This is a genomic window from Pseudomonas putida (genome assembly GCF_002741075.1).
In the GTDB taxonomy this organism is placed as follows: domain Bacteria; phylum Pseudomonadota; class Gammaproteobacteria; order Pseudomonadales; family Pseudomonadaceae; genus Aquipseudomonas; species Aquipseudomonas putida_T.
In genome coordinates, this window is record NZ_CP016634.1 from 5,363,709 (window position 1) to 5,389,096 (window position 25,388).

The 25,388-nt window shown below is 63.5% G+C and carries 21 protein-coding genes and 1 pseudogene; 8 read left to right on the forward strand and 14 right to left on the reverse strand.

What is annotated here, in order from left to right; translation table 11 throughout:
- Positions 1–12: 12 nt before the first annotated feature.
- Together IEC33019_RS25085 and IEC33019_RS25090 are read right to left on the reverse strand one after the other, a co-directional pair.
- Positions 13–1,263: a sarcosine oxidase subunit beta family protein gene (locus IEC33019_RS25085; RefSeq protein ID WP_070090735.1), complete on the reverse strand. Its 1,251-nt coding sequence runs from the start codon at positions 1,261–1,263 to the stop codon at positions 13–15.
- Positions 1,264–1,278: 15 nt separating this feature from the next.
- Positions 1,279–2,532: a serine hydroxymethyltransferase gene (locus IEC33019_RS25090; protein ID WP_070090736.1), complete on the reverse strand. Its 1,254-nt coding sequence runs from the start codon at positions 2,530–2,532 to the stop codon at positions 1,279–1,281.
- Positions 2,533–2,856: 324 nt separating this feature from the next.
- Between IEC33019_RS25090 and IEC33019_RS25095 the strand changes: the two genes are divergently transcribed.
- Positions 2,857–3,897 (forward strand): threonine aldolase family protein, encoded by a 1,041-nt coding sequence (locus IEC33019_RS25095; protein WP_070090737.1) that lies wholly within the window; start codon positions 2,857–2,859, stop codon positions 3,895–3,897.
- A gap of 66 nt (positions 3,898–3,963) precedes the next feature.
- On the opposite strand, the gene IEC33019_RS28330 is transcribed toward IEC33019_RS25095, so the two are convergent.
- The 4 genes and pseudogenes from IEC33019_RS28330 to IEC33019_RS25110 all read right to left on the reverse strand — a co-directional run bounded on the left by IEC33019_RS28330 (position 3,964) and on the right by IEC33019_RS25110 (position 6,713).
- Positions 3,964–4,701, reverse strand: a complete 738-nt coding sequence (locus tag IEC33019_RS28330; protein ID WP_372340698.1) for a methyl-accepting chemotaxis protein — start codon at positions 4,699–4,701, stop codon at positions 3,964–3,966.
- Between the two features lie 126 nt (positions 4,702–4,827).
- Positions 4,828–5,901 (reverse strand): annotated as a pseudogene (locus IEC33019_RS28335) (HAMP domain-containing protein); the annotation flags it as partial.
- Between the two features lie 282 nt (positions 5,902–6,183).
- Complete coding sequence (locus tag IEC33019_RS25105; RefSeq protein WP_043211094.1) at positions 6,184–6,486, reverse strand: cell division protein ZapA; 303 nt, start codon at positions 6,484–6,486, stop codon at positions 6,184–6,186.
- Complete coding sequence (locus tag IEC33019_RS25110; protein ID WP_070090739.1) at positions 6,483–6,713, reverse strand: hypothetical protein; 231 nt, start codon at positions 6,711–6,713, stop codon at positions 6,483–6,485. The genes IEC33019_RS25105 and IEC33019_RS25110 overlap by 4 nt, the downstream gene beginning before the upstream one ends.
- 333 nt (positions 6,714–7,046) lie before the next feature.
- Between IEC33019_RS25110 and IEC33019_RS25115 the strand changes: the two genes are divergently transcribed.
- Positions 7,047–8,606, forward strand: a complete 1,560-nt coding sequence (locus tag IEC33019_RS25115; protein ID WP_372340699.1) for a methyl-accepting chemotaxis protein — start codon at positions 7,047–7,049, stop codon at positions 8,604–8,606.
- Positions 8,607–8,642: 36 nt separating this feature from the next.
- Here IEC33019_RS25115 and IEC33019_RS25120 read toward each other — a convergent pair whose 3' ends face one another.
- Positions 8,643–9,746, reverse strand: a complete 1,104-nt coding sequence (locus IEC33019_RS25120) for a hybrid-cluster NAD(P)-dependent oxidoreductase (protein WP_070090745.1) — start codon at positions 9,744–9,746, stop codon at positions 8,643–8,645.
- 293 nt (positions 9,747–10,039) lie between these two features.
- Between IEC33019_RS25120 and gbcA the strand changes: the two genes are divergently transcribed.
- Positions 10,040–11,332, forward strand: a complete 1,293-nt coding sequence (gene gbcA / locus IEC33019_RS25130; RefSeq protein ID WP_070090741.1) for a glycine-betaine demethylase subunit GbcA — start codon at positions 10,040–10,042, stop codon at positions 11,330–11,332.
- 652 nt (positions 11,333–11,984) lie between these two features.
- Here gbcA and etfB read toward each other — a convergent pair.
- From etfB to IEC33019_RS25160, 6 genes are all read right to left on the reverse strand, one after another.
- Complete coding sequence (gene etfB / locus IEC33019_RS25135; protein WP_043211085.1) at positions 11,985–12,755, reverse strand: electron transfer flavoprotein subunit beta; 771 nt, start codon at positions 12,753–12,755, stop codon at positions 11,985–11,987.
- 10 nt (positions 12,756–12,765) lie between these two features.
- The gene (etfA, locus tag IEC33019_RS25140; RefSeq protein ID WP_070090742.1) at positions 12,766–13,998 is read right to left on the reverse strand and encodes an electron transfer flavoprotein subunit alpha; all 1,233 of its coding nucleotides are present in this window, start codon (positions 13,996–13,998) and stop codon (positions 12,766–12,768) included.
- On the reverse strand, positions 13,998–15,950 hold the full coding sequence (gene dgcB / locus IEC33019_RS25145; protein ID WP_070090743.1) for a dimethylglycine demethylation protein DgcB: 1,953 nt from the start codon (positions 15,948–15,950) through the stop codon (positions 13,998–14,000). Before dgcB ends, etfA begins: the two co-directional genes overlap by 1 nt.
- Positions 15,951–16,127: 177 nt before the next feature.
- A complete protein-coding gene (gene dgcA / locus IEC33019_RS25150; RefSeq protein WP_070090746.1) occupies positions 16,128–18,188 on the reverse strand; it encodes a dimethylglycine demethylation protein DgcA in 2,061 nt (686 codons plus the stop codon).
- A 15-nt stretch (positions 18,189–18,203) separates the two neighbouring features.
- On the reverse strand, positions 18,204–18,734 hold the full coding sequence (locus IEC33019_RS25155) for a DUF5943 domain-containing protein (protein WP_070090747.1): 531 nt from the start codon (positions 18,732–18,734) through the stop codon (positions 18,204–18,206).
- A 77-nt stretch (positions 18,735–18,811) separates the two neighbouring features.
- A complete protein-coding gene (locus tag IEC33019_RS25160; RefSeq protein WP_070090748.1) occupies positions 18,812–19,789 on the reverse strand; it encodes a dipeptidase in 978 nt (325 codons plus the stop codon).
- A 274-nt stretch (positions 19,790–20,063) separates the two neighbouring features.
- Between IEC33019_RS25160 and IEC33019_RS25165 the strand changes: the two genes are divergently transcribed.
- Positions 20,064–20,465: a lysozyme inhibitor LprI family protein gene (locus IEC33019_RS25165; RefSeq protein ID WP_070090749.1), complete on the forward strand. Its 402-nt coding sequence runs from the start codon at positions 20,064–20,066 to the stop codon at positions 20,463–20,465.
- A gap of 94 nt (positions 20,466–20,559) precedes the next feature.
- Here IEC33019_RS25165 and IEC33019_RS25170 read toward each other — a convergent pair whose 3' ends face one another.
- A complete protein-coding gene (locus tag IEC33019_RS25170; RefSeq protein WP_070090750.1) occupies positions 20,560–21,507 on the reverse strand; it encodes a GlxA family transcriptional regulator in 948 nt (315 codons plus the stop codon).
- 146 nt (positions 21,508–21,653) lie between these two features.
- Between IEC33019_RS25170 and choX the strand changes: the two genes are divergently transcribed.
- From choX to IEC33019_RS25190, 4 genes are all read left to right on the forward strand, one after another.
- Positions 21,654–22,598, forward strand: coding sequence for a choline ABC transporter substrate-binding protein (gene choX, locus IEC33019_RS25175; RefSeq protein WP_070090751.1), 945 nt, complete (start codon positions 21,654–21,656; stop codon positions 22,596–22,598).
- Between the two features lie 165 nt (positions 22,599–22,763).
- Positions 22,764–23,648, forward strand: coding sequence for a 3-keto-5-aminohexanoate cleavage protein (locus tag IEC33019_RS25180; RefSeq protein ID WP_070090752.1), 885 nt, complete (start codon positions 22,764–22,766; stop codon positions 23,646–23,648).
- 19 nt (positions 23,649–23,667) lie between these two features.
- A complete protein-coding gene (locus IEC33019_RS25185) occupies positions 23,668–24,633 on the forward strand; it encodes an L-carnitine dehydrogenase (RefSeq protein ID WP_070090753.1) in 966 nt (321 codons plus the stop codon).
- 10 nt (positions 24,634–24,643) lie between these two features.
- Positions 24,644–25,114, forward strand: coding sequence for a thioesterase family protein (locus IEC33019_RS25190; RefSeq protein ID WP_070090754.1), 471 nt, complete (start codon positions 24,644–24,646; stop codon positions 25,112–25,114).
- The last annotated feature ends 274 nt before the right edge of the window (positions 25,115–25,388 follow it).

A 25,388-nucleotide genomic window follows, 5' to 3' on the forward strand; every position in this document is an offset into this window, starting at 1 on the left:
GATTGTCTCCGATTAGTGGGCGACGGCTGCGGCGCCGTGTTCGTCGATCAGCGCACCGCTGTAGAAGCGGTCGATCGAGAACGGTTTGGCCAGTGGGTGCATCTCGCCTTTGGCAAGGCTCGCGGCGAAGACGTTGCCCGAACCCGGGGTCGCCTTGAAGCCGCCGGTACCCCAGCCGCAGTTGAAGAACAGGTTTTTGACAGGCGTCTTGGAGATGATCGGGCACGCGTCCGGGCAGGTGTCGACGATGCCGCCCCACTGACGGTTCATGCGCACACGCGAGAGGATCGGGAACATCTCGACGATCGCCTGCATGGTGTGCTCGATGATCGGGTACGAACCGCGTTGGCCGTAGCCGACCCAACCATCGATACCGGCGCCGATGACCAGGTCGCCTTTGTCGGATTGGCTGATGTAGCCGTGCACGGCGTTGGACATGATCACGCTGTCGATGATCGGCTTGATCGGCTCCGATACCAGCGCCTGCAGCGGGTGCGATTCCAGCGGCAGACGGAAGCCGGCCAGCTTGGCCATGTGGCCGGAGTTACCGGCGGTGACCACACCGACGCGCTTGGCGCCGATGAAGCCTTTGTTGGTTTCCACGCCGATGACCGCGCCGTTTTCCTTGCGGAAACCGATCACTTCGGTCTGCTGGATCAAGTCGACGCCCAGGGCGTCGGCAGCGCGGGCGTAGCCCCAGGCCACGGCGTCGTGACGGGCCACGCCGCCACGGCGCTGGACGGTCGCACCGAGGATCGGGTAGCGGGTGTTCTTGGAGCAATCCAGGTACGGGATCTCGGCAGCGACCTGCTCGGTGTTGAGCAACTCACCGTCCACGCCGTTGAGGCGGTTGGCGTTGACCCGACGCTCGGAGTCGCGGATGTCCTGCAGGGTGTGGCAAAGGTTGTACACACCACGCTGGGAGAACATCACGTTGTAGTTGATGTCCTGGGACAGGCCTTCCCACAGCTTCATGGCGTGTTCGTACAGCTTGGCCGATTCGTCCCACAGGTAGTTGGAACGCACGATGGTGGTGTTACGGGCGGTGTTGCCGCCGCCCAGGTAACCCTTCTCGATCACCGCGACGTTGGTGATGCCGTGCTCCTTGGCCAGGTAGTAGGCCGTGGCCAGGCCATGGCCGCCACCGCCGACGATGACCACGTCGTACACCTTCTTCGGCGTCGGCGTGCGCCACATGCGCTGCCAGTTCTCGTGGTGGCTGAGGGAGTGTTTGAAAAGGCCGAAGCCCGAATAGCGTTGCATGGTTGGTTACTCCACTCAGCGGTAGACCGGGAAATCGGCGCACAGGGCGGCGACGTTCTTGGCAACGTCGGCTTCGACGTCGGCATCACCCAGGTTGTCCAGTACATCGCAAATCCAGCCGGCCAGAGCCACGCACTGGGCTTCCTTGAAGCCACGGGTGGTGACGGCCGGGGTACCGATGCGCAGGCCCGAGGTGACGAACGGCGACTGCGGGTCGTTAGGTACGGCGTTCTTGTTGACGGTGATGTGAGCGCGACCCAGGGCGGCGTCGGCGTCTTTGCCGGTCAGGCCTTGGCGGATCAGGCTGACCAGGAACAGGTGGTTGTCGGTACCGCCGGAAACCACGTCGTAGCCACGGTCGATGAACACCTTGGCCATGGCCTGGGCGTTGGCAATGACCTGCTTCTGATAGGTCTTGAATTCAGGCTCCAGCGCTTCCTTGAAGCACACGGCCTTGGCGGCGATGACGTGCATCAGCGGGCCGCCTTGGGCGCCTGGGAACACGGCAGCGTTGAGCTTCTTCTCGATCTCTTCGTTGGACTTGGCCAGGATCAGGCCGCCACGTGGACCGCGCAGGGTCTTGTGGGTGGTGGTGGTGACCACGTCGGCGAAGGGAATCGGGTTCGGGTACAGGCCAGCGGCGACCAGACCGGCCACGTGAGCCATGTCGACGAACAGCAGCGCGCCCACTTTGTCGGCGATGGCGCGGAAACGCGGGAAGTCCAAGGTCTTGGAGTAGGCGGAGAAGCCGGCGACGATCATCTTCGGCTTGTGCTCGACCGCCAGACGCTCGACTTCGTCGTAGTCGATCAGGCCGGTGGTGTTGTCGATGCCGTACTGAACGGCGTTGTACAGTTTGCCGGAGGACGACACCTTGGCGCCGTGGGTCAGGTGGCCGCCATGGGCCAGGCTCATGCCCAGGATGGTGTCGCCGGCCTGCAGCAGGGCCAGGTAGACGGCGCTGTTGGCGGAAGAACCGGAGTGAGGCTGGACGTTGGCGTAATCAGCGCCGAACAGCTGCTTGGCGCGCTCAATGGCCAGCGCCTCGACCTTGTCGACGTGCTCGCAACCACCGTAGTAGCGCTTGCCTGGGTAGCCTTCGGCGTACTTGTTGGTCAGGCCGCTGCCCTGGGCCTGCATGACGCGCTTGCTGGTGTAGTTCTCCGAGGCGATCAGCTCGATGTGATCTTCCTGGCGCTGTTCTTCGGCATTCATCGCCGCCAGCAGTGCGTCGTCGTAACCCTGGATCTGGTCTTGCTTGCTGAACATCTTGTCTCTCCCGGCAGCGATTGTTTCTTGTCTTGGGGCACTGTGGCCCTTTGTGGCGATGGTATGACCGGCGAGGGCGACTCAGATGCCTGCGCACGCCTTGCAATGGCGCGTTTACGACATTCGCATCTGCGTGGTGCGTGTGCGGCCTCCTTTGCGGGTAAGCCCGCTTCCACAGGGGCTGTGCAATCCCTGTGGGAGCGGGCTTGCCCGCGAAGAAGCCCGCAGGATCAACACATGCAGTGGCTCGCACAGGCCTTGTATAGGCAACCGCTGAATCGATGGTTTAGAGTGCCGGTCTGCGTCGTAAAAAGGACAGGTGTCATGACTGATAACAGCCAACAATTCGCCAGCGACAACTATTCCGGCATCTGCCCCGAAGCCTGGGCCGCGATGGAGAAGGCCAACCAGGGCCACGAGCGCGCCTATGGCGACGATCAATGGACCGAACGGGCCGCCGAGTACTTCCGCGAGCTGTTCGAGACCGACTGCGAGGTGTTCTTCGCCTTCAACGGCACTGCCGCCAACTCCCTGGCCCTGGCCTCTCTGTGCCAGAGCTATCACAGCGTCATCTGCTCCGAGACCGCCCACGTCGAAACCGACGAGTGCGGTGCGCCGGAGTTCTTTTCCAACGGCTCCAAGCTGCTCACCGCCCGCAGCGTCAACGGCAAGCTGACCCCCGAGTCGATCCGCGAGGTGGCCCTCAAGCGCCAGGACATCCACTACCCCAAGCCACGCGTGGTGACCATCACCCAGGCCACCGAAGTGGGCACGGTGTACAACCCCGACGAGCTCAAGGCGATCAGCGCCACCTGCAAGGAGCTGGGGCTGAACCTGCACATGGATGGCGCACGCTTCTCCAACGCCTGTGCCTCCTTGGGCTGCACGCCAGCGGAGCTGACCTGGAAGGCCGGGGTGGATGTGCTGTGCTTCGGCGGCACCAAGAACGGCATGGCCGTGGGCGAAGCGATCCTGTTCTTCAATCGCGCCCTGGCCGATGACTTCGACTACCGCTGCAAGCAGGCGGGCCAGCTGGCGTCGAAGATGCGTTTTCTCTCCGCGCCCTGGGTCGGGCTGCTCGAAGACGGCGCCTGGCTGCGCTATGGCCGCCATGCCAATCACTGCGCGCAACTGCTGGCCTCGTTGGTGAGCGACCTGCCGGGTGTGGAGCTGATGTTCCCGGTGCAGGCCAACGGCGTGTTCCTGCAAATGCCGGAAGCCGCGTTGGAGGCGCTGCGGGCCAAGGGCTGGCGCTTCTATACCTTTATCGGAAGCGGTGGCGCGCGGTTCATGTGCTCGTGGGATACGCAAGAAGCACGGGTGCGCGAACTGGCGGCGGACATTCGCGCCATCGTCGGCGCCTGACATGCGTGGGTAAATCGGAGCGTCGGTTCGGCGCTCCGATTTACCCACGCAGCGTCCAACGCCGACCTAGAGCTTGAACCCGCCCATTTGCCGCGCCAGGTCATCGGCAAGGCCACGCAGCGCCTGGCACTCGTCCCGACAGGCCTGCACTTCGGCCGCCGTCTCCCGAGCCAGGTCGGAAATCCCCTGCACAGTCCGGTTGATCTCCTCGGTCACCGCCGATTGCTCTTCGGTCGCCGTGGCCACTTGGTGGTTCATGTCGCTGATGTGCTCCACCTGATCGGTGATCGCCCCAAGGGAGGTACCGGTACGCTGGCTGGACTCCACCCCGCCCCCCGTCGCCTGCTGTCCCGCGTGCATCGACGCCACGGCAGTGCCAGCGCCTTGCTTGAGGCGTTGGATCATCTGTTGCACCTCGTCGGTGGACACCTGGGTACGCCGCGCCAAGGTTCGCACTTCATCGGCAACCACAGCGAAACCGCGCCCCATCTCACCTGCTCGCGCCGCCTCGATGGCCGCATTGAGGGCCAACAGGTTGGTTTGTTCGGAAATACTGCGGATCACCGCCAAGACTTCATCGATCGAGGCAACTTCGTCGGCCAACTGGCTCACCGCCTCGGCGGCCCGACCGATCTCCCCGGACATGCCTTCGATGCTGTGGATCGATCGACGTACCACCTCGCGCGCCCGCAAGGCTTCGTCACGCGCCGATTGCGACGCATGGGCGGCATTGCCGGCGTTCTGCGCGATGTCCTGTACGGTCAGCCCCATCTCGTGCACAGCGGTGGCGACCATCTCGGTCATCTCCTGCTGGCGTCCGGAGCGGTCGGCAGTGTTGTCCACCACGCGTGTCACCTGCTCCACCGAACGATGCAGGCGCTCGGTGGTGCGCAGCACCTCGCCGATCAACACCCGCTGGCTGTCGAGGAATCGGTTGAAACCACGGGCCAGGTCGCCCAGTTCATCCTCGCGTGAATCGTCCAGCCGCTGGCTGAGGTCGCCAGCGCCACTGCCGATCTGCGTCAGCGCCGTGGTCACCTGGCGGATCGGACGCACCAGCCCGCGCGCCAGCAGTACCACCAGCAGCAACGACATCAGCGCCACCGCGCCGCCGATCAGGCTGGTCAGCCACACGGCTTCGTGCATCTGTGCGTAGATTTCTTCCTCCGGCACCTCGGCTACCAGGGTCCAGTTCAAGTCGCGAAGCGGCAACCCCAAGGCCAGGTAGTCCTCGCCGTCGCGGCTGAAACGCACCTTGCGCAAGCCCTCGCCCTTGCCCAGAACAACCTGGGTCGCCTGCTCGCCGACCTGCTCGACCAACTGGCGCTTGCCACTGAATTCGTGGTCTGGATGGACCTGGATCAGGCCGTCGTTGCGCACCAGGAACACCCGCCCACGCTCACCGAAACTGAAGTCGTGGATCAGTTTCGACAACGCGGTCATGCGCAGGCCCATGCCGGCCACGCCCACCAGTTGCCCGTCCTTTTCGACCCGGTAATCGATGAACAACGCAAGCTCCCCGGTGGAGCCGTCGATGTCGATGTTGATCAGGCGCTCGGCGCCGCTGTCGATGTAGCCGTAGAACCATTTGTCCTTCGGATTATCGCGGCTGAGGGTGCGATCCAGGCCTTTCTCGTTGTAGTAATGGCCGGTCGCCGTGGAGGCGAACAACGTGGTGAAGGCCTGGTTGCGCTGCTTGACCGCCTCCAGGTATTCGAGAAAGCGCGGGGCTTGGGCAGGGTCCTCACCGGCCGCGAGCCAGTCACGCAGCAGCGTGTTGCCGGCAATGTCAGCCGCTGCCACCAGCGGCCTGCCGAGCATGCGTTCGATGTCGTTGCGAATCGCCTCGATGCTGGCCGGCAGCGCCGTGTCGACCAGATAGCGCTCGGTCAGGCGGTTGACCGCCTCGGTGTACACCCCCACGACCACCAGAATGCTCGCCAGCAGGGCCGCGCCCATACTCGCAATCAATTGCCACTGGATACTCCGCCGCCAGATCCGCATGCCCCACTCCCCCAGTCGTTATTATTTTGGGTGATTGTATACACTTACGTATCCGGTTATTCCAGTTATCTGAAACAATGCAGACCAACCGTCGGACGCGAGGCCAGCCGCCCACGCACGCCCGCAACCAATGGCGCATTCGCGGATAAACCCGCTGCGACAAGGGCTCTGCTAACGTCGATGCTTGGGGATGACACCCGACCTGTGGGAGCGGGTTCACCCGCGAATGCGGTGGGACACCCACCGATGCATTCGTGGCAAACCCGAGGTCAGGCAATCGGATTACTGTTCGGCGATGGTCCGAACGATAGCGTCCACGGTGGCGTCGATCTGCGCCTGGGTCCGCTCGAGCGTCTGCTGGTGTTCCTTTTGCAGTTCGACCTGCTTGGAACACAGATTCAGGGCTGCCAGCACCAGCAGTTTGTCACCGATCAGGGTGGGGTACTGACGCTTGGTCTCGGCCAGGGCGGTGTTGAGCATCCGCACGGCTTGCGCCAGGGTCTCTTCCTGGCCTTGGGGCGCCTTGATCGAATAGTCGTTGCCCAGGATAGACACGACATTGATCGGCTGCGCTTGCAGTCTCATGCGTTGACGACACCTGCGCTGGCGCGCTCTACCAGCGCCTGGATACGGGCAGCGGTGGCGCCGTGCTTCTCTTCCTGCTCCATCAGCGACAGCTGCAGGGTTTCATTCTCTTCCTTTGCCTGGGCCAGTTCCTGGCCGAGGGCGGTGTTCTGCTCGGTGAGTTGAGCGTTTTTCTGCATCAGGTCGTTGACCAGTTGCTCGAGTTGATTCAGGGAAGCTTCCAACATGGGGGTCTATCTCGGGTTGTTGCAAAGGGCGCACACGATAAAGAAAAGCGCGCGTCCTCGCCATTAAATATCGGGAATCGAAGGCTTTAGCCTGGGCAGATTGACAGGCCTGGGCCGGTCTTGTTCCGACCTGGGTCAACCACCTGTCCGGAAACTCGATAGCAGGCTCACAGATTCATTCAAGACCCTCCCTTTGCGACCGATATCCAAAGCAGGTCACATTTTGTCGCATGGAGCGCGCATTTCCTTCCTGCCGGATAACGTCCCATGTCCCTACGCAATATGAACATCGCCCCGCGTGCCTTGCTGGGCTTTGCCCTGATCGGTGCGCTGATGCTCGGTCTTGGCATTTTCTCGCTGATCCAGATGGGCAACATTCGCCAAGCCGGCGTCGCCATCGAAGCGGTGAGCGTACCGAGCATCAAGACCCTCGATGAACTGGCCCTGCTCAATCTGCGCATGCGCACCCTCGCCTACCGCCTGGTGCTCAACCGCGACCCTCAGTTCCAGCAGGACACCCAGCGCCAGATGGACGAGCGCAACGCGCAGATCGACAAGATCCGCGACGCCTATCGCCAGCTTGTGGAAGGCCCTCAGGAGCAAGCCGCCTTCGACCGGTACAACCAACTGCTCGGCCAATACCGCCAGCTGGAAGCGCGCATGCGCAGCCTCAGCCAGGCCAATCGCGTGGAGGAACTCCAGAGCCTGATCAACCGCGAGCTGTTCGAGAATGCCGAGCAGATCAACCAGGCCATGGCGAACCTGGTGCGCATCAACACCGAGCAGACCCGCGCCACCAATGCGACAGCCGCCAGCCAATATGACACTGCATTCGCCCTGGTCATCGGCCTGCTGGTGACAGCCACCATCCTGACTCTGCTATGCGCGTTCCTGTTGACCCGCAGCATCGTCAAGCCGATCGACGAAGCGCTCAAGGCCGCCGAACAGGTCGCCGACGGCGACCTGACCCAGGTGATCCGCGCCGAGGGCAGCGATGAAGCCGCTCGCCTGTTGCGCGCCATGGCGCGGATGCAGGACAAGCTGCGTGACACCCTGCAATTGATCGCAGGCTCGGCCACCCAGTTGGCGTCGGCCGCCGAGGAACTCAATTGCGTCACCGACGAAAGCGCCCGCGGCCTGCAGCAGCAGAACAACGAGATCGAACAGGCCGCCACTGCGGTCACTGAAATGACCAGCGCGGTGGAAGAAGTGGCGCGCAATGCCGTGAGCACGTCCGAAGCCTCCAGCGAGGCGAGCCGTTCAGCGGGCGATGGTCGCGACCTGGTGCTGGAGACGGTGGGCGCCATCGAGCGCATGAGCAGCGATGTGCAGGCCACCGCCACACTGGTCACCCGCCTGGCGTCCCAATCCCGGGATATCGGCAAGGTCCTGGATGTGATCCGCGGCCTGGCCGATCAGACCAACCTGCTGGCACTCAATGCCGCGATCGAAGCGGCCCGCGCCGGCGAGGCCGGCCGTGGCTTTGCCGTGGTGGCCGACGAGGTACGGGCGCTGGCCCACCGTACCCAGCAATCGACCAGCGAAATCGAACGAATGATTGCCAGTATCCAGGGCGGGACGGAAGAAGCGGTGACCTCGATGCGCACCAGCACCGAGCGCGCCGAGTCGACCCTGAACATCGCCCGGGGCGCCGGCCTGGCCCTGGACAGCATCGCCAGCGCGGTGTCACAGATCAACGAGCGCAACCTGGTGATCGCCAGCGCCGCCGAAGAGCAGGCCCAGGTGGCCCGCGAGGTGGACCGCAACCTGGTGAACATCAATGACCTGTCGGTACAGAGCGCGACCGGGGCGCATCAGACCAGCGTGGCCAGTGCCGACCTTTCGCGCCTGGCGGTCGACCTCAACGGCCTGGTGGCGCGTTTTCGCACCTGACAGCAACGGGGCTGCTTCGCAGCCCCGTATCCAGGATCAGTACTCGATCCGCACGTCCCCTTGCGGCACGCTGCAGCATGACAGGATGTAGCCTTCGGCTTCGTCTTCCTCGGTGATACCGCCGTTGTGGTCCATGACCACTTCGCCGCCGAGCTTGAGCACCTTGCAGGTACCGCAAATACCCATGCCACAGGCTTTGGGGATCATCAGCCCGACCTTGGCCGCTGCCGCATGCACCGTCTCCCCTGGGGCGATGCGGATGCTCTTCTCGCTGCCGACGAACTCCACTAGGTTGAGGTCGGCTGCGTCGAGTTCCTCGGCCGCCTCGGCAGCCTGCTCGGCATGCTCCACGGCGTCGGCCTTGGCCTCTGCCGGGGTCGCTCCGAACGACTCTTCATGGTAGTTGCGCATGTCGAAGCCCACCGCCTCGAGCATGCGCTTGACGGCATTCATGTACGGCGTCGGGCCGCAGCAGAACACTACCCGCTCCATGTAGTCAGGCGCGATCAGCTCCATCAGGCGCTGGTTGAGGTAGCCGCGGTAGCCCGACCAGGGCTCGCCCAGGCCGTGCTTCTCGCAAATGATGTGCAAGCTGAAGTTGGGGATCCGCGAGGCCATCTGGTCCAGTTCGCGGTGATAGATGATGTCCTTCGGCGAACGGGCGCTGTGGACGAAGACCATGTCGACGTTGCCGTTGGTGTCATAGAACCAACGGGCCATGGACATCACCGGGGTGATACCGACACCGCCCGAGAGGTACAGCACCTTCGATGCCGGGAAGTCGATGGCGTTGAACAGCCCCACCGGCCCGTGCACCGCCAGCTCGAAGCCTTCGTGCATGTTGTCGTGCAGCCAGTTGGACACCTGCCCGCCGGGTACGCGCTTGACCGTGATCGAGAAGCTGTAGGGCACCGAGGGCGAGCTGGAGATGGTATACGAGCGCATCACCTGCTTGCCGTCGATCTCAAGCTCCAGGGTGACGAACTGCCCGGGCTTGAAGAAGAACATGATCGGCTGGTCGGCCATGAAACAGAAGGTGCGCACGTCCCAGGTCTCCTGGATGACCTTGACGCAGCGCACCACATGGCGGCCGTTGGCCCAGGTCTGGGTCGTGACCGGATTGAGGAAGGTATCGGACATGTTCTTCTCCAGCGGCCGACTACCGGCCTTCATGGCTGCGATAATGCGCAAGCCAGCGACGAAGTACATTCCCATCAGCGACATCGGCGTGCTTATCGCGACCAGCCCCATGCTACAAGGGCTGGCGCGTCGGAATCGGATTCGGCCATGTCGCCCGTGGATATGGTTCCTGTCGGCGGCGAACGCACACTCCACGGCAAATGAAACAGCTGTTTTTAGCAAGCAGCCTTGCGGCAAACCACAACAACGATTAGCCACTTTCGCCGGCCGCATACGGCCCTGAGGACCAAACGATGGACGTCACCGCAACCCTGAGCCTGGGCGATCCACTGGAAGCTGCACGCAAGGCCACCGCCGAGATGCTGCAGACCCGCGAGCGCACCTACTCGCTGCCCCAGCCTTTCTACACCGACGAGCGTCTGTTCCAGATCGACATGCAGGAGATCTTCCACAAGGAGTGGTTGATCGCCGGCATGACGTGCGAGATTCCGACCAAGGGCAACTTCCTGACCCTGCAGATCGGCAAGAACCCAATCATCGTTATCCGTGGCGCCGAAGGCCAAGTGCATGCGTTCCACAACGTCTGCCGTCACCGTGGCTCGCGCCTGTGCACCAGCGAAAAGGGCAAGGTGGCCAAGCTGGTCTGCCCGTACCACCAGTGGACCTATGAAATCGACGGTCGCCTGCTGTTCGCCGGCACCGAGATGGGCGCCGACTTCGACATGAAGCAGTACGGCCTCAAGCCTGTGCACGTGAAGACCGCCGGTGGCTACATCTTCATCAGCCTGGCCGAGAACCCGCCAGCGATCGACGAGTTCCTGGCAACGCTCGACCACTACATGGAACCGTACGACATGGAGAACACCAAGGTGGCGGTGCAAACCACCTTGATGGAAAAAGCCAACTGGAAGCTGGTGCTGGAGAACAACCGCGAGTGCTACCACTGCAACGGCTCGCACCCTGAGCTGCTCAAGACCCTGCTGGAGTGGGACGACACCAACGACCCACGCGCCGACCAGGCGTTCAAGGACCACGTCGCCGCCTCCGCTGCTGCCTGGGAAGCCGAGAAGATCCCGTACCTGCACAAGAGCCATGGCCTGCGTAACCGTATCGTGCGCATGCCGCTGCTCAAGGGCACCGTGTCCATGACCATGGACGGCAAGCAGGCGTGCAAGAAGCTGATGGGCCGCATCAAGAACCCAGACCTGGGCTCGATGCGTATCCTGCACCTGCCGCACGCATGGAACCACTGCATGGGCGACCACATGATCGTGTTCACCGTGTGGCCGATCAGCGCTCAGGAGTCGATGGTCACCACCAAGTGGCTGGTGCACAAAGATGCCGTCGAAGGCGTCGACTACGACCCGGAAAACATGCGCAAGGTCTGGGACGCTACCAACGACCAGGACCGTCGTCTGGCTGAAGAAAACCAGCGCGGCATCAACTCCACCGCCTACCAGCCTGGCCCGTACTCCAAGACCTACGAGTTCGGCGTGGTCAACTTCATCGACTGGTACTCCCAGCGCGTGCTCAACAACCTGGGGGCGGAGCCGGCGCCGTACCTGAAGGAAGTCAAAGCGCAGTAAGGCATCGACGCTATACGAAAAGAGCAGCCCGAGGGCTGCTCTTTTTTTTGCTCGCAGCCCTGTCATGAAGAACGATGATCAATTCTTGATCAACCTTCACCCAGCCAAGGCCTGCCATGGCCTGCAGCCACCGACCAACACTTTATCCACAGCCTGGCTCACAGTAATTGTGGAAAGTCGCCCTGAACCCTCACTCAATCCGTTGCTCATTATTTGATCAAAACTCTGTATCCCTTAGAATTCGTGGCTTCTGGCGATTACCGAACATCTTGTCCACAGAGCCGCCAACAGACTTTGTGGGCAAGGTTGGATCACTGACGCACACGCCTGTGGATAGACCCCTGAATGCCCTGGCACGCAGCGGTTTCAGAGGAATTGATCAATTATCGAACAAACGGCTGGAGACCAATGAATACGCGGGCTGCGTCATTGGCCAAACAGATTATCCACAGAGCCGCCAACAGCGATTGTGGGAAACGTTTGGCATTTAGGGGATAGGCGAAGCGTAGAGCCTGTTCAATTGTTGATCAAAGCTACAGAGGCCAGGATTGGCGAGGCCTGCAGCGAGGCGTAAACATTTTATCAACAGGGTGGCGAACAGATTCGGTGTGTAAAAGATCGGGGCCGCACAGCGGCCCCAGCGTCGCAATGCTTAGCGCAGTACCCCTTCCTCCACCAGCAACTTCAGGATCGCCTCGGCGCCTTCCTGTGGAGAAACGTCCTTGAGCACCTTGCCGCCTCCGCCGCTGGCCTTGGCCGTGGCGGCTTTCATGCGGTCCGCGCCGCTCTTGGCCTTGATCACCTTCAGCCGCTTGGGCCGTGGACGGGCCGGCTGCAGTTCGGCATCGGCCAGCAGCTCATCCTCGACCACCGCCACATTGCGCGCGGCGAGCACGCCCCGGCGAGCCGGGCCGAAAGCGCTCTGGCGCGGCTTGGGCGCAGCGTTATCCACAGTCGCCAAGAGCGGCAGGCGCACCTTCAGACGGCGTCGCTGGCCCCGTGGCAAAGCTTGCAGAACCTGCGCAGTGCCGTTGTCGATCGACTCCACTTCGGCCAGGCCCACCACCAACGGCCAGCCCAGGCGCTCAGCCAGCAAGAACGGCAACATGCCCGAACCTTCGCCGGTTTCCGCCTGGCTGCCGGTCAGCACCAACTGTGCCCCGGCGTCGCGCAGGTAATCACCCAGCACGCCCAGCACATCGGCACCCGCCGGCTGCTCCAGCACATCGAGATGATCCAGGCCCATGCCCAGGTAAGCGCGCAGTGCTTCCTCGCGTGGATCGCCAGCATGCACCACCTGCAAGTTATCCCCAGCCAGCTGCAAGCCCAGTTCGACGGCGCGGGAGTCCTGCTCGGCGCGACGGGTGCGGCCGGAGCTGGGGTGGGCGCCGATGGAGACCAGGCTGATGACTTTCGTACTCATGCTCGTGCCCTTATGCCGCATCGCGCTGGCCGGCGCTGCGGTAGTTGTCCACAGCCTCGATCAACGCCTGGAGAATCGCCGAACTGTCGCCAATCACCGACAGGTCCGCCCGTTTGATCATGTCGCAGCCTGGGTCCATGTTCACCGCCACCACCTTGTCGCAGGCACCGATACCCTGCAGGTGCTGGATCGCCCCGGAGATACCCACCGCCACGTAGACACGCGCCGTGACCCAGGTACCGGTGGCGCCGACCTGGCGGTTGCGCGGCATGAAGCCGTCGTCCACCGCTACCCGCGAGGCGCCTTCGGTAGCGCCGAGGGCGGCCGTCGCCTTGTGGAAAAGATCCCAGTCCTTGACGCCATTGCCGCCGGAGACGATGAATTCCGATTCGGCCATGGCGATCGCCGCCGGGTCCACGGCCACCGGGCCCAGGTCCTCGATGCGCGACAGACTGCGCGCCACGCTTGTGGACAACTCCACCGGCAGCGCTTCGTGACGGGTTTCGCTGACCGGATCGGAGCATTCGGCTGCCGCCAGGATCAGGCGCGGCAACCCACGCTGCAGGTCCTGCTGACCAGCTCCGGCACGGCCGATGCATTGGCCGTCCTTGACTTGCCATACCCGCGTCGCGGGGCGCTCGCCCAGCGCAGCGGCCAGGCGCCGGCCCAGCTCGCCACCACCGGTGCGGCTGTCGGGCAGCAGCCAGTGGCGCGGCGCGAACTGGTTATCCACAGCGCGCAGGCCCTGCACCAACTGCTCCGGTGCATAACCTTCGAACGCTTCGCCCTCGATGACCAGCAAGCGGTCGACACCGGCTGTGGAAAAGTTGCTTTCCTTGTGTTCGCCGAACACGATCGCCAGCACCGCGCCGTCGCTGCCGGCCAGGCTGTGGGCCAGGCCCAGCAGGTCGCGGTCGTGGCTGCCCAGGCGGCCACCGACCATGTCCGGAACCACGGCGATGTAGAACGCCGGCTCCGCAACCTGGTGCAGCGGCAGTTGCACCTCGGCCGCTGCCGTGCGGCGACCGGCGCCGGCGGTGCCCTGCTGGGCGCCACTGCGGTCGATACGCTTGAGGCCATTGGGGCCGATGAAGCCAGCGGCGATCGCGTGGGGGTTCTTGCGGATGAGGCCGTTAGGCCCCATCCAGCGGGTCTGTTGCGTCTGCATCGTCGCGTGCAGCGGATGCAGACGGTTACGGGCGATCCACTCGGCACGGGGATCGCGGCGGATGATGTCGCTCATCAGTGCACCTCCGCAGGTTCACGTTTGGCCGCTTGGGATTTGGCGCCGGCAGGGGCGTCGTCCTCGATCAGCACGTCGGCGACAAGCTCGGCGATGTCCTTGATCTGCGGACGGGGTTCGACCACGCCTTCGAGCATCGCGGTGCACTGTGGGCAACCCACGGCCACCAGCTCGGCCTCGGTCGTGCGGATGTCGTCCATGCGCATGTCAGGGATACGCTGCTTGCCCGGGATGTCGGTGATCGGCGCGCCACCGCCACCGCCACAGCAACGCGAGCGGAAGCCCGAACGTTCCATCTCGCGGACCTCGATGCCGAGGGCCTTGAGCACATCGCGCGGCGCCTCGTATTCACCGTTGTAGCGGCCCAGGTAGCACGGATCGTGATAGGTGACGCTGCCACCTTTGTGCTGGCCCAGGTTGAGCTTGTTGGCGGCGATGAGTTCGGCGATGTAGGTGCTGTGGTGCTGCACCTGGTATTCGCCACCCAGGGCGCCGTATTCGTTCTTCAGCACATGGAAACTGTGCGGGTCGCAGGTGACGATGCGCTGGAAGCGGTACTTGTTCAGCGTCTGGATGTTGCGCTTGGCCAGTTGCTGGAAGGTCGCCTCGTCGCCCAGACGGCGTGCCACGTCGCCACTGTCGCGCTCTTCCAGGCCGAGTACGGCGAAGTCCACGCCAGAGGCCTTGAGCACTTTGACGAACGCCCGCAGGGTGCGCTGGTTGCGCATGTCGAAGGCACCATCACCGACCCAGAACAGCACCTCGGTGCTCTTGACCTCGGACAACAGCTTGAGATTGAGGTCGGCGGCCCAGTTCATCCGCCCGCCTGGGTTGAAGCCGCCAGGGTTGTCGGTGGCGATCAGGTTGTCCAGCACCTCGGCGCCCTTGTTCGGGGTCGCGCCCTTTTCCAGGGTCAGGTGGCGACGCATATCGACGATGGCATCGACGTGCTCGATCATCATCGGGCATTCCTCGACGCAGGCGCGGCAAGTGGTGCACGACCACAGGGTCTCGGCGTCGACCAGGCCATTGACGATCGGCTGGTGCGGATGACCGCCATGCTCGCCGATCGGCTTGCCCGGATAAGGGCTGCCGGCGAACTGCGCATCGGTGCCACCGGCCAGGCCGATGACCATGTCCTGGATGAGCTTTTTCGGGTTCAACGGCTGGCCGGCAGCGAATGCCGGGCACATGGCTTCGCACTTGCCGCACTGCACGCAGGCATCGAAGCCGAGCAGTTGGTTCCAGGTGAAGTCCACTGGTTTTTCCACGCCTAACGGCGCGTTCGGGTCTTCCAGGTCCAGCGGCTTGAGGCCAGTGGAGCGACCACCGCCGAAGCGTTCGGCGCGGCGGTGCCAGGCCAGGTGCAGGGCACCGGCGAAGGCGTGCTTCATCGGGCCGCCCCAGGTCATGCCGAAGAACAGCTCCGACACGCCCCACAGCACGCCCACGCCCAGCACGGCGACCAGCAACCAGCCACCGGTACCTTCCGGCAGGATGCCAGCCACTGGCAGCGTGGCGATGAAGAAGCTCGCGGCGAACACCAGCAAGCTCTTGGGCAGGCGCATCCACGGCCCCTTGGACAGGCGCGAAGGTGGGTTCAGGCGACGCTTGAAGACGAACAGGGCGCCACAGAACATCAGCACCGTGGCGGCCAGCAAGGCATAGCCGAGGATCTTGCTCTGCAGGCCAAAGCCATGGACCAGGATCGCCAGCACGGCCGACAGCACGAAGCCGCCTGCGGTGGCCACGTGGGTCTTGGACATGTACTTGTCGCGCTCGACCACATGGTGCAGGTCCACCAGGTAACGCCGTGGCATGGCCAGCAGGCCACCGATCAGGTTGACCTTGGAAGGTCGACCACGCCGCCACATGCGCACCCGGCGCAGGGCGCCGAGCACCGCCAGGCCAAGGGCAGCGAACAGCAGGATGGGTAGAAGGGTGTTCAACATGGGAGGCTCCCACAACAGCTGGATTCTTGCGCCGCCCTGGAGGCTGGATCGGCCCCTTGTGGGAGCGGGTTTACCCGCGAATGCGTCAGATCAGACAACCCTGTTGCTTGTGCTGACGCTTTCGCGGGTAAACCCGCTCCCACAGGGTCCGCGCTCAGTGGCGACGACTGTTAACGATCAGAAGTCCTTGCACAGGCGCAAGGCGTCGTAGATCGCCGCGTGGACGTTACGCTGGGCCACGCAATCGCCGATGCGATACAGCAGGTAGCCCTCGCCCGGCTGGCTGAGGATCGGCTGCGGCTTGATAGCGAACAACGCCTCGATATCGATCTGGCCCTTGTTCCGCGAACCGTCCTTCAGTGCGTAGTACAGCTGCTCGTCAGGACGCACGCCGTTCTCCACCACCACCTGGTCGACCACGCGTTCTTCCTTGGCGCCGGTGTACTCGTTCTCCAGCACCGCTACCAGCTTGTCGCCTTCGCGGTAGACCTTTTCCAGCATCATGTCGCCGGTCATGATCACTTCTTTGGGGTACATGCTGCGGTAGTAGGTCGGGAAGGTGGTACCGCCCATCGCTACGCCCGGCTTGATGTCGTCGGTGACGATCTCGACCTGGCTGCCCTTGTCGGCAATGAAGTCGGCCACCGACATGCCGGTAAACTCGCAGATGGTGTCGTACACCAGCACGTTCTTGCCCGGCGCAACCTTGCCGTCGAGCACGTCCCAGCTGCTGACCACCAGTCCTTCGGCGGCGCCCCAGTGTTCGTTCTGCTCCAGGAACGAGTGCCCGCCCACGGCCAGCACGACCACGTCCGGACGCAGGTCCATGATGGTTTCGGCATCAGCGGCGGTGCCCAGGCGCAGGTCGACCTTCAGGCGCGCCAGCTCCAGCTGGTACCAGCGGGTGATGCCGGCGATCTGGTCGCGCTGCGGTGCCTTGGCGGCGATGGTGATCTGGCCGCCGATCTGGTCCTTCTTCTCGAACAGGGTCACATCGTGGCCACGCTCGGCGGCCACGCGTGCGGCCTCCATACCGGCAGGGCCAGCGCCGACCACCACCACCTTGCGCTTAGGCCCGGTGGTCTTTTCGATGATGTGCGGTACGCCCATGTATTCACGGGAGGTCGCGGCGTTCTGGATGCACAGCACGTCCAGGCCTTGGTACTGGCGGTCGATGCAATAGTTGGCGCCGACACACTGCTTGATCTGGTCGATCTGGCCCATCTTGATCTTGGCGATCAGGTGTGGGTCGGCCATGTGGGCACGGGTCATGCCGACCATGTCCACGTAACCGCCTTCCAGGATACGGGTCGCCTGGTTCGGGTCCTTGATGTTCTGCGCGTGCAGCACCGGGACCTTGACCACTTCCTTGATGCCGGCCGCCAGGTGCAGGAACGGCTCCGGCGGGTAGCTCATGTTCGGGATGACGTTGGCCAGGGTGTTGTGGGTGTCGCAACCCGAGCCGACCACGCCGATGAAGTCGATCATGCCGGTGGCGTCGTAGTACTTGGCGATCTCCTTCATGTCCTCGTGGCTCAGGCCATCGGGGTGGAACTCGTCACCACAGATACGCATGCCCACGCAGAAGTCTGGGCCTACTTCGGCACGCACGGCCTTGAGCACTTCCAGGCCAAACTTCATGCGGCCTTCGAAAGTACCGCCCCATTCGTCGGTACGCTTGTTGACCCGCGGGCTCCAGAACTGGTCGATCATGTGCTGGTGCACCGCCGACAGCTCGACGCCATCCAGGCCACCTTCCTTCGCCCGGCGCGCGGCCTGGGCGTAGTTGCCGATCACACGCCAGATCTCCTCGACCTCGATGGTCTTGCAGGTGGCGCGGTGCACGGGTTCACGAATACCCGATGGCGACATCAGGGTCGGCCAGTTGAAACCGTCCCAACGCGAACGACGACCCATGTGGGTAATCTGGATCATGATCTTGGCGCCATGCTTGTGCATGGCGTCGGCCAGGTTCTGGAAGTGCGGGATGATCCGGTCGGTCGACAGGTTCACCGACGACCACCATTCCTGCGGGCTGTCGATCGCCACCACGGACGAGCCGCCGCAAATGGCCAGGCCGATGCCGCCCTTGGCCTTCTCTTCGTAGTACTTGACGTAACGCTCGGTGGTCATGCCGCCGTCGGTGGCGTAGACCTCGGCGTGCGCGGTGCTGAGCACGCGGTTGCGGATGGTCAGTTTGCCGATCTGGATCGGCTGGAACATTGCTTCGAATGCCATGACGCTCTCTCCGACTTACAACGGCTTGACGATGAACAGGCCGTCGTCGTGGCCTTCTTCCGAACCACCGTAGACCTGCTCGGCCACGGTCCGAATGGAGCTGCCGCGCGCGGCGAGAATCTGGTCCATGGCGCCGGCGAACCAGCCGGTGAACATGTAGTCGACCTTGCGGCCGCACTTGCCGTAGACATAGACGAAGGCCGAGTGCTTGAGCTTGACGCTGCAGGTGCCTTTGTCCAGGTCGATGCCCTGGATCTCGAACAGGCCCCAGCCGCGCTGGGACAGGCGCTTCATGTAGTGCTCGAACACCGCGACGCCTTCCAGGCCATGGCACTCGGCCTCTTTTTCGCACCAGTGCCAAGCGGACTTGTAACCCGCCTTGTAGAGGATCTCGGCGTAGGCGTCAGCGCCCAGCACTTCCTCGATACCGATGTGGTTGTTGACGAAGAAATGACGCGGTACATACAGCATCGGCAGGGCGTCGGAGGTCCAGACACCGGTCTCGGTATCGACTTCGATTGGCAATTGCGGGGCGATCTTGGCCATGGAAACTCAACTCCATCAAAATTTTTATTGGGTTGCCCCGGCGTTGCTGGCAGGGGCTTTCAGGCTTGGAGAGCGGCTTACTCGCCCCAGACGTCTTTCAGTACGTTGACCCAGTTTTCGCCCATGATCTTGCGCACCACACGCTCGGAGTGGCCGCGCTTGAGCAAGGTCTCGGTGAGGTTCGGGAATTCGCCGACAGTGCGAATCCCCAGCGGGTTGATGATCTTCCCGAAATTGGTCAGGCGACGGGCGTAACCCTTGTCGTGGGTCAGGTACTCGAAGAAGTCCTGGCCGTGGCCCTGGGTGAAGTCGGTGCCGATACCGATCGCGTCTTCACCGACGATGTTCATGGTGTACTCGATGGCCTCGGCGTAGTCGTCGATGGTCGAGTCGATGCCTTTGGCCAGGAACGGCGCGAACATGGTCACGCCGACGAAGCCGCCGTGGTCGGCGATGAACTTCAGCTCTTCGTCCGACTTGTTGCGTGGGTGTTCTTTGAGGCCGGAAGGCAGGCAGTGGGAGTAGCAGACGGGTTTCTTCGACTCGAGGATGACTTCCTCGCTGGTCTTGGAGCCGACGTGGGACAGGTCGCACATGATGCCGACGCGGTTCATCTCGGCGACGATCTCGCGACCGAAGCCCGACAGGCCACCGTCACGTTCGTAGCAGCCAGTACCCACCAGGTTCTGGGTGTTGTAGCACATCTGCACGATGCCCACGCCCAGCTGTTTGAACACATCGACGTAGGCGATCTGGTCTTCGAACGCATGGGCGTTCTGGAAGCCGAAGAGGATGCCAGTCTTGCCCAACTCCTTGGCCTTGCGGATATCGGCGGTGGTGCGCACCGGCATGACCAGGTCGCTGTTCTCGCGGATCAGCTTCTGGCTGGAGGCGATGTTGTCCACGGTCGCCTTGAAGCCTTCCCAGACCGATACCGTGCAGTTGGCCGCAGTGAGGCCACCTTTGCGCATGTCCTCGAACAGTTCGCGGTTCCACTTGGCAATGATCAGGCCGTCGATGACGATGCTGTCGGCGTGCAGTTCGGCTGGGCTCATCAGGCTGTCCCCTTTTATTGAGTTCGCTTGCGCCAAACCTTGTGCCGGCGCTTTGGGGCCAGCATATGCCTGCGGCCCGAGGCGCCCCGATGCAAAAACGACAGGGGGTTTGCCGAAAGCGTCAACACGCCGAAAGGGGCCCTCTGCCACGGGTTTGGCCGATGAGAGCGAGTCTCGATAAGCCGCTTGATGAACTTTTCTTCAGGGATCTACCGAAGCGCTTCGCGCTGAGCGAGAATCCCTGCGATTCGTCAGCCTGTTGAGGAGAAAACGGATGAAATCAATGGCATGGCTGGCCCTGGTGGCCGTCGCGCTGGGCGCTCAGGCGAGCGAGGAAGACAGCACGCCCTGCGACAATGTCGAAACCGACGCGCAGAACTACGCCTGTGCGGCCTACAACAAGCAGACCGCCGAGCGCGAACTCAAATCGGCCTTTGACGATCTCATCCAGCGCATTAACGACCAGTACCCGGACGAAAACGACAAGGTCCAGCAGTTGACCGCCCGCCTGCAGGCGGCCGAAACCCTCTGGACCCAATTGCGCGACGCCGACTGCAAAGTCGAGACCTTTGCCGAGAAGCCAGGCAGCAAGGCCTTCGAGGCAGCCTGGAACACCTGCGTGGCCCAGCGCAGCGATGATCGCTCCGAGTATTTGCAGGCCATCGGGCAGCAGTAGACCTCTGCGGCGCGCCCATCGCGGGATAAGCCCGCTCCCACAGGGTTACGGCAATCGCTGTGGGAGCCGGGTTGTCCCGCCATGAGGCGATCACTCAGCTTACAGCCTGGCCCCGTCTGTCCTCCCGCGGACAGCGCTCGAACCGCGCCCGATAGCAACGGGTGAAATACGATGCCGACTCGAACCCGCAGGCGATGCTCACCTCCAGCACGCTCATGTCGGTCTGGCGCAAAAGCTGCCTGGCCTTGTCCAGGCGCAGTCGCAAATAGAAGCCACTGGGGGTGTCGTCCAGGTGCAGGCGGAACAATCGCTCCAGCTGCCGCCGGGTGATCTGCACGGCATCGGCCAGCACCTCGGTGTTGAGCGGTTGCTCGGTATTGCGCTCCATTTCACCGATCACCCGCACCAGTTTCTTGTTGTTGATACCGTAGCGCGATGCGATCTGCATGCGCTGGTGGTCTTGTCGCGGACGGATACGTCCGAGCACGAACTGCTCCGACACCTGCACCGCCAGCTCGCTGCCATGGGTCTGGCCGATCAGGTCGAGCATCAGGTCGATGGACGCGGTACCACCGGCACAGGTGATGCGTCGTCGATCGATCTCGAACAGTTCCTGGGTCGCCTGCAACCTGGGGTAGCGCTCCTTGAAGGCTTCCAACGCCTCCCAATGCACGGTCGCCCGATGACCATCGAGCAACCCGGCCTCGGCCAGCACCATCGCCCCGGTATCGATGCCGCCGAGCAACACGCCCTCATGGTCCAGGCGCCGCAGCACCTGGTGCAATTGTGCGCCATAGCAGGCCAGTGGTTCGAAGCCAGCCACGATCAACAGCATGCGCGCCGCCTCCCCCTCCCCCAGCACGCCATCGGCATTCACCGACATGCCGTTGCTGGCCTGCACCGCACCACCATCTAGACTCAGCACGCGCCAGCGGTACAGCGGGCCGCGGAAACGGTTGGCCACGCGCAGCGGCTCCAGGGCACTGATGAAGCCCATCGCCGAAAAGCCTGGCAACAGCAAAAAGTGAATGATCTCGGGCATTGCATGCTCCACGGGAAAAGTGGTCGCTTCCGTGCAACTCTTGGTCGTCAGAGTGCGAATTTCCACCCCGCCACCAGCGTAGCGTGTTCACACGGCCCGCAGAGGCCGGCCCCAATAACAATATGCACTGCCGTTGGAGAGCCACCATGCACAGCTTCATCCGCCGCAGCTTGTTGTCCCTCGCGTTGAGCAGCACCCTCGCCACTCCCCTCCTCGCCGCCGAGCCCGCCGCCTGCCAAGACGTGCGCCTGGGCGTGGTCAACTGGACCGATGTCATCGCCACCAGCGCCATGGCCCAGGTCCTGCTCGACGGGTTGGGTTACCAGACTAAGCAGACCAGCGCATCCCAGCAGATCATCTTCGCCGGTATCCGCGACAAGCGCCTGGACATGTTCCTGGGTTACTGGAACCCGATCATGACCCAGACCATCACCCCGTTCGTCCAGGCCGGGCAGGTCAAGGTCCTGGACAAGCCCAGCCTGGAAGACGCCCGGGCCACCCTGGCAGTGCCGAAGTACCTGGCCGACAAAGGCCTGAAGAGCTTCGCCGACATCCACAAGTTCGAGAAGGAACTGGGCGGCAAGATCTACGGTATCGAGCCCGGCTCCGGGGCCAATACCCAGATCAAGGCAATGATCGCCAAGAACCAGTTCGGCCTGGGCAAGTTCCAGTTGGTCGAGTCCAGCGAGGCCGGCATGCTCGCCGCGGTCGATCGCGCCGTGCGCCGCAAGCAAGCGGTGGTGTTCTTCGGCTGGGCGCCACACCCAATGAACGTGAACCTCGACATGGTCTACCTGGGCGGCAGCCAGGACGCCCTGGGCCCTGACGAAGGCCGCGCCACGGTCTGGACCGTCACCGCGCCCGACTACGCCGAGCGCTGCCCCAATGCCCACCGCCTGCTGGCCAACCTGACCTTCAGCGCCGAGGACGAGAGCCGCATGATGCAGCCGCTGCTCGACCACAAGGACCCGCTGCAGTCCGCCCGCCAGTGGCTCAAGGATCACCCCGACGACAAGGCACGCTGGCTCGAAGGCGTGACCACCTTCGACGGCAAGCCGGCGGCCGAGAACCTCAACCTCAGCGCCAACTGATCTACCGGTTCGCGGGCTGACCCGCTCCCACACCAACACGACGCTGCGCCTGTGAAACGCGAGGTTGCCCCACGCCCCCAGGACTCACGCAGCCCCTGTGGGCGCGGGTTCATCCGCGAAAAGCACACCACCGACCTCACAGACATACCCTGAAGGATCCGTGCCATGAACCATGACGTCATCATCACCTGTGCACTGACCGGCGCTGGCGACACTGTCGCCAAGAGCCACCTTGTCCCGGTTACACCCAAGCAAATCGCCGAGTCCGCCATCGAAGCCGCCAAGGCCGGCGCCACCGTGGTTCACTGTCACGTCCGCGACCCGCAGACCGGCCGCTTCAGCCGCGACGTGGCGTTGTACCGCGAAGTGATGGAGCGCATTCGCGAATCCGACGTGGATGTGATCGTCAACCTCACCGCTGGCATGGGCGGCGACCTGGAAATCGGCGCTGGCGAGAAGCCCATGGAGTTCGGCCCAGGCACCGACCTGATCGGCCCGCTGGAGCGCCTGGCGCACGTCGAGGCCTTGCTGCCGGAGATCTGCACCCTGGACTGCGGCACGCTCAACTTCGGCGATGGCAACGCCATCTACGTCTCGACCCCGAGCCAACTGCGCGCCGGCGCCAAGCGCATCACTGAACTGGGCGTGAAGGCCGAACTGGAGATCTTCGACACCGGCCACCTGTGGTTCGCCAAGCAGATGATGAAAGAAGGCCTGCTGGACGATCCGCTGTTCCAGCTGTGCCTGGGCATCCCCTGGGGCGCCCCGGCCGACACCACCACCATGAAGGCCATGGTCGACAACCTGCCGACCGGCGTGACCTGGGCCGGTTTCGGTATCGGCCGCATGCAGATGCCCATGGCAGCCCAGGCTGTACTGCTCGGCGGCAACGTGCGGGTCGGCCTGGAGGACAACCTCTACCTGGACCGTGGCGTGCTGGCCAGCAACGGCCAGTTGGTCGAGCGCGCGGTGGAGATCATCACCCGCCTTGGCGCCCGTGTCCTGACCCCGGCCGAAGGCCGCGAAAAAATGAACCTCAAGCGCCGCTGAGCCCACCCGGAGAATTGCCATGACCTTCATCACCGAGATCAAGACCTTCGCCGCCCTGGGCAGTGGCGTGATCGGCAGCGGCTGGGTCGCCCGCGCCCTGGCCCACGGCCTGGACGTGATCGCCTGGGACCCGGCCCCCGGCGCCGAACAGGCCCTGCGCAAACGCATCGCCAACGCCTGGCCAGCCCTTGAGAAACAAGGCCTGGCACCTGGCGCCGCCCAAGACCGCCTGCGTTTTGTCAGCACCATCGAAGAATGCGTGCGCGACGCCGATTTCATCCAGGAAAGCGCCCCGGAACGCCTGGACCTGAAGCTCGACCTGCATGCCAAGATCAGCGCCGCGGCCAAGCCCAATGCGATCATCGGCTCCAGCACTTCGGGCCTGCTGCCCAGCGAATTCTACGAGTCCGCCACGCATCCCGAGCGCTGCGTGGTCGGCCACCCGTTCAACCCGGTGTACCTGCTGCCGCTGGTGGAAATCGTCGGCGGCCAGCACACTGCTCCCGAAGCCATCGAAGCCGCCAAGACCATCTACACCGCCTTGGGCATGCGCCCACTGCATGTGCGCAAGGAGGTCCCGGGCTTCATTGCTGACCGCCTGCTCGAAGCCCTGTGGCGCGAGGCCTTGCACCTGGTCAACGACGGGGTGGCCAGCACCGGCGAGATCGACGATGCGATTCGCTTCGGCGCAGGCCTTCGCTGGTCGTTCATGGGCACCTTCCTCACCTATACCCTGGCCGGAGGCGACGCGGGCATGCGCCACTTCATGGCGCAGTTCGGCCCGGCGCTCAAGCTGCCCTGGACCTACTTGCCGGCGCCAGAACTCACCGACAAGCTGATCGACGATGTGGTCGAGGGCACCTCGGAGCAGTTGGGTGATCGCAGCATCGCCGCGTTGGAGCGCTACCGGGATGACACCCTGCTCGCCGTGCTCGATGCGGTGAAGAACAGTAAGGCCCGCCACGGCATGGCCTTTGGCGATTGAGGAGACGGCGATGCCCGCACTGATCACCTACCGCACCCCGGTCCAGGAGGACTGGGTCGACTACAACGGACACCTGCGCGATGCCTTCTACCTGCTGATCTTCAGCTATGCCACCGATGCGCTGATGGAGCGCATCGGCCTGGATGCCGACAGCCGTGGACAGAGCGGCAATTCGCTGTTCACCCTGGAGGCGCACATCAACTACCTGCACGAAGTGAAGCTGGGCACCGAGGTGTGGGTGCAGACGCAGATCATCGGTTTCGATCGCAAGCGCCTGCACGTGTATCACAGCCTGCACCGGGCAGGGTTCGACGAGGCCCTGGCGGCGAGCGAGCAGATGCTCCTGCATGTGGACCTGGCGGGGCCGAAGTCGGCGCCGTTCAGTGAACGCAGCACAGCCTTGCTGCAGGGGTTGGTGGAAGTGCAACGGGACCTGCCGGCTGCGCAGTTCGTAGGGCGAGTGATGCGACTGCCCGGCTGAACCAACCCCTTTCTGGGGCTGCTTTGCAGCCCGATCGCGGGACAAGCCCGCTCCTACAGGAATTTACGCCGGCCCTGTAGGAGCGGGCTTGTCCCGCGAGGGTTTCCCGCAGGCAAAAAATAACCCCGGAAAGCCGTGAGCATCCGGGGCCAAGAGAGCGAGCAACATCCACTTTGCACGAGTGAGGGTGACCAAACCCTCGTTTGCCGTGAATGCGTCCAGTGTGGGGCTTGTGGGGGTGGTGGATTTAGCCGGGAACGACCTGTTCTTAGCC

Bases quoted from the DNA above. Each gene is read 5' to 3' on its own strand.
- IEC33019_RS25085 (WP_070090735.1), bottom strand. From the start codon at position 1,263: ATGCAACGCTATTCGGGCTTCGGCCTTTTCAAACACTCCCTCAGCCAC.
- IEC33019_RS25090 (WP_070090736.1), bottom strand. From the start codon at position 2,532: ATGTTCAGCAAGCAAGACCAGATCCAGGGTTACGACGACGCACTGCTG.
- IEC33019_RS25095 (WP_070090737.1), top strand. From the start codon at position 2,857: ATGACTGATAACAGCCAACAATTCGCCAGCGACAACTATTCCGGCATC.
- IEC33019_RS28330 (WP_372340698.1), bottom strand. From the start codon at position 4,701: ATGACCGAGATGGTCGCCACCGCTGTGCACGAGATGGGGCTGACCGTA.
- IEC33019_RS25105 (WP_043211094.1), bottom strand. From the start codon at position 6,486: ATGAGACTGCAAGCGCAGCCGATCAATGTCGTGTCTATCCTGGGCAAC.
- IEC33019_RS25110 (WP_070090739.1), bottom strand. From the start codon at position 6,713: ATGTTGGAAGCTTCCCTGAATCAACTCGAGCAACTGGTCAACGACCTG.
- IEC33019_RS25115 (WP_372340699.1), top strand. From the start codon at position 7,047: ATGCTCGGTCTTGGCATTTTCTCGCTGATCCAGATGGGCAACATTCGC.
- IEC33019_RS25120 (WP_070090745.1), bottom strand. From the start codon at position 9,746: ATGTCCGATACCTTCCTCAATCCGGTCACGACCCAGACCTGGGCCAAC.
- gbcA (WP_070090741.1), top strand. From the start codon at position 10,040: ATGGACGTCACCGCAACCCTGAGCCTGGGCGATCCACTGGAAGCTGCA.
- etfB (WP_043211085.1), bottom strand. From the start codon at position 12,755: ATGAGTACGAAAGTCATCAGCCTGGTCTCCATCGGCGCCCACCCCAGC.
- etfA (WP_070090742.1), bottom strand. From the start codon at position 13,998: ATGAGCGACATCATCCGCCGCGATCCCCGTGCCGAGTGGATCGCCCGT.
- dgcB (WP_070090743.1), bottom strand. From the start codon at position 15,950: ATGTTGAACACCCTTCTACCCATCCTGCTGTTCGCTGCCCTTGGCCTG.
- dgcA (WP_070090746.1), bottom strand. From the start codon at position 18,188: ATGGCATTCGAAGCAATGTTCCAGCCGATCCAGATCGGCAAACTGACC.
- IEC33019_RS25155 (WP_070090747.1), bottom strand. From the start codon at position 18,734: ATGGCCAAGATCGCCCCGCAATTGCCAATCGAAGTCGATACCGAGACC.
- IEC33019_RS25160 (WP_070090748.1), bottom strand. From the start codon at position 19,789: ATGAGCCCAGCCGAACTGCACGCCGACAGCATCGTCATCGACGGCCTG.
- IEC33019_RS25165 (WP_070090749.1), top strand. From the start codon at position 20,064: ATGAAATCAATGGCATGGCTGGCCCTGGTGGCCGTCGCGCTGGGCGCT.
- IEC33019_RS25170 (WP_070090750.1), bottom strand. From the start codon at position 21,507: ATGCCCGAGATCATTCACTTTTTGCTGTTGCCAGGCTTTTCGGCGATG.
- choX (WP_070090751.1), top strand. From the start codon at position 21,654: ATGCACAGCTTCATCCGCCGCAGCTTGTTGTCCCTCGCGTTGAGCAGC.
- IEC33019_RS25180 (WP_070090752.1), top strand. From the start codon at position 22,764: ATGAACCATGACGTCATCATCACCTGTGCACTGACCGGCGCTGGCGAC.
- IEC33019_RS25185 (WP_070090753.1), top strand. From the start codon at position 23,668: ATGACCTTCATCACCGAGATCAAGACCTTCGCCGCCCTGGGCAGTGGC.
- IEC33019_RS25190 (WP_070090754.1), top strand. From the start codon at position 24,644: ATGCCCGCACTGATCACCTACCGCACCCCGGTCCAGGAGGACTGGGTC.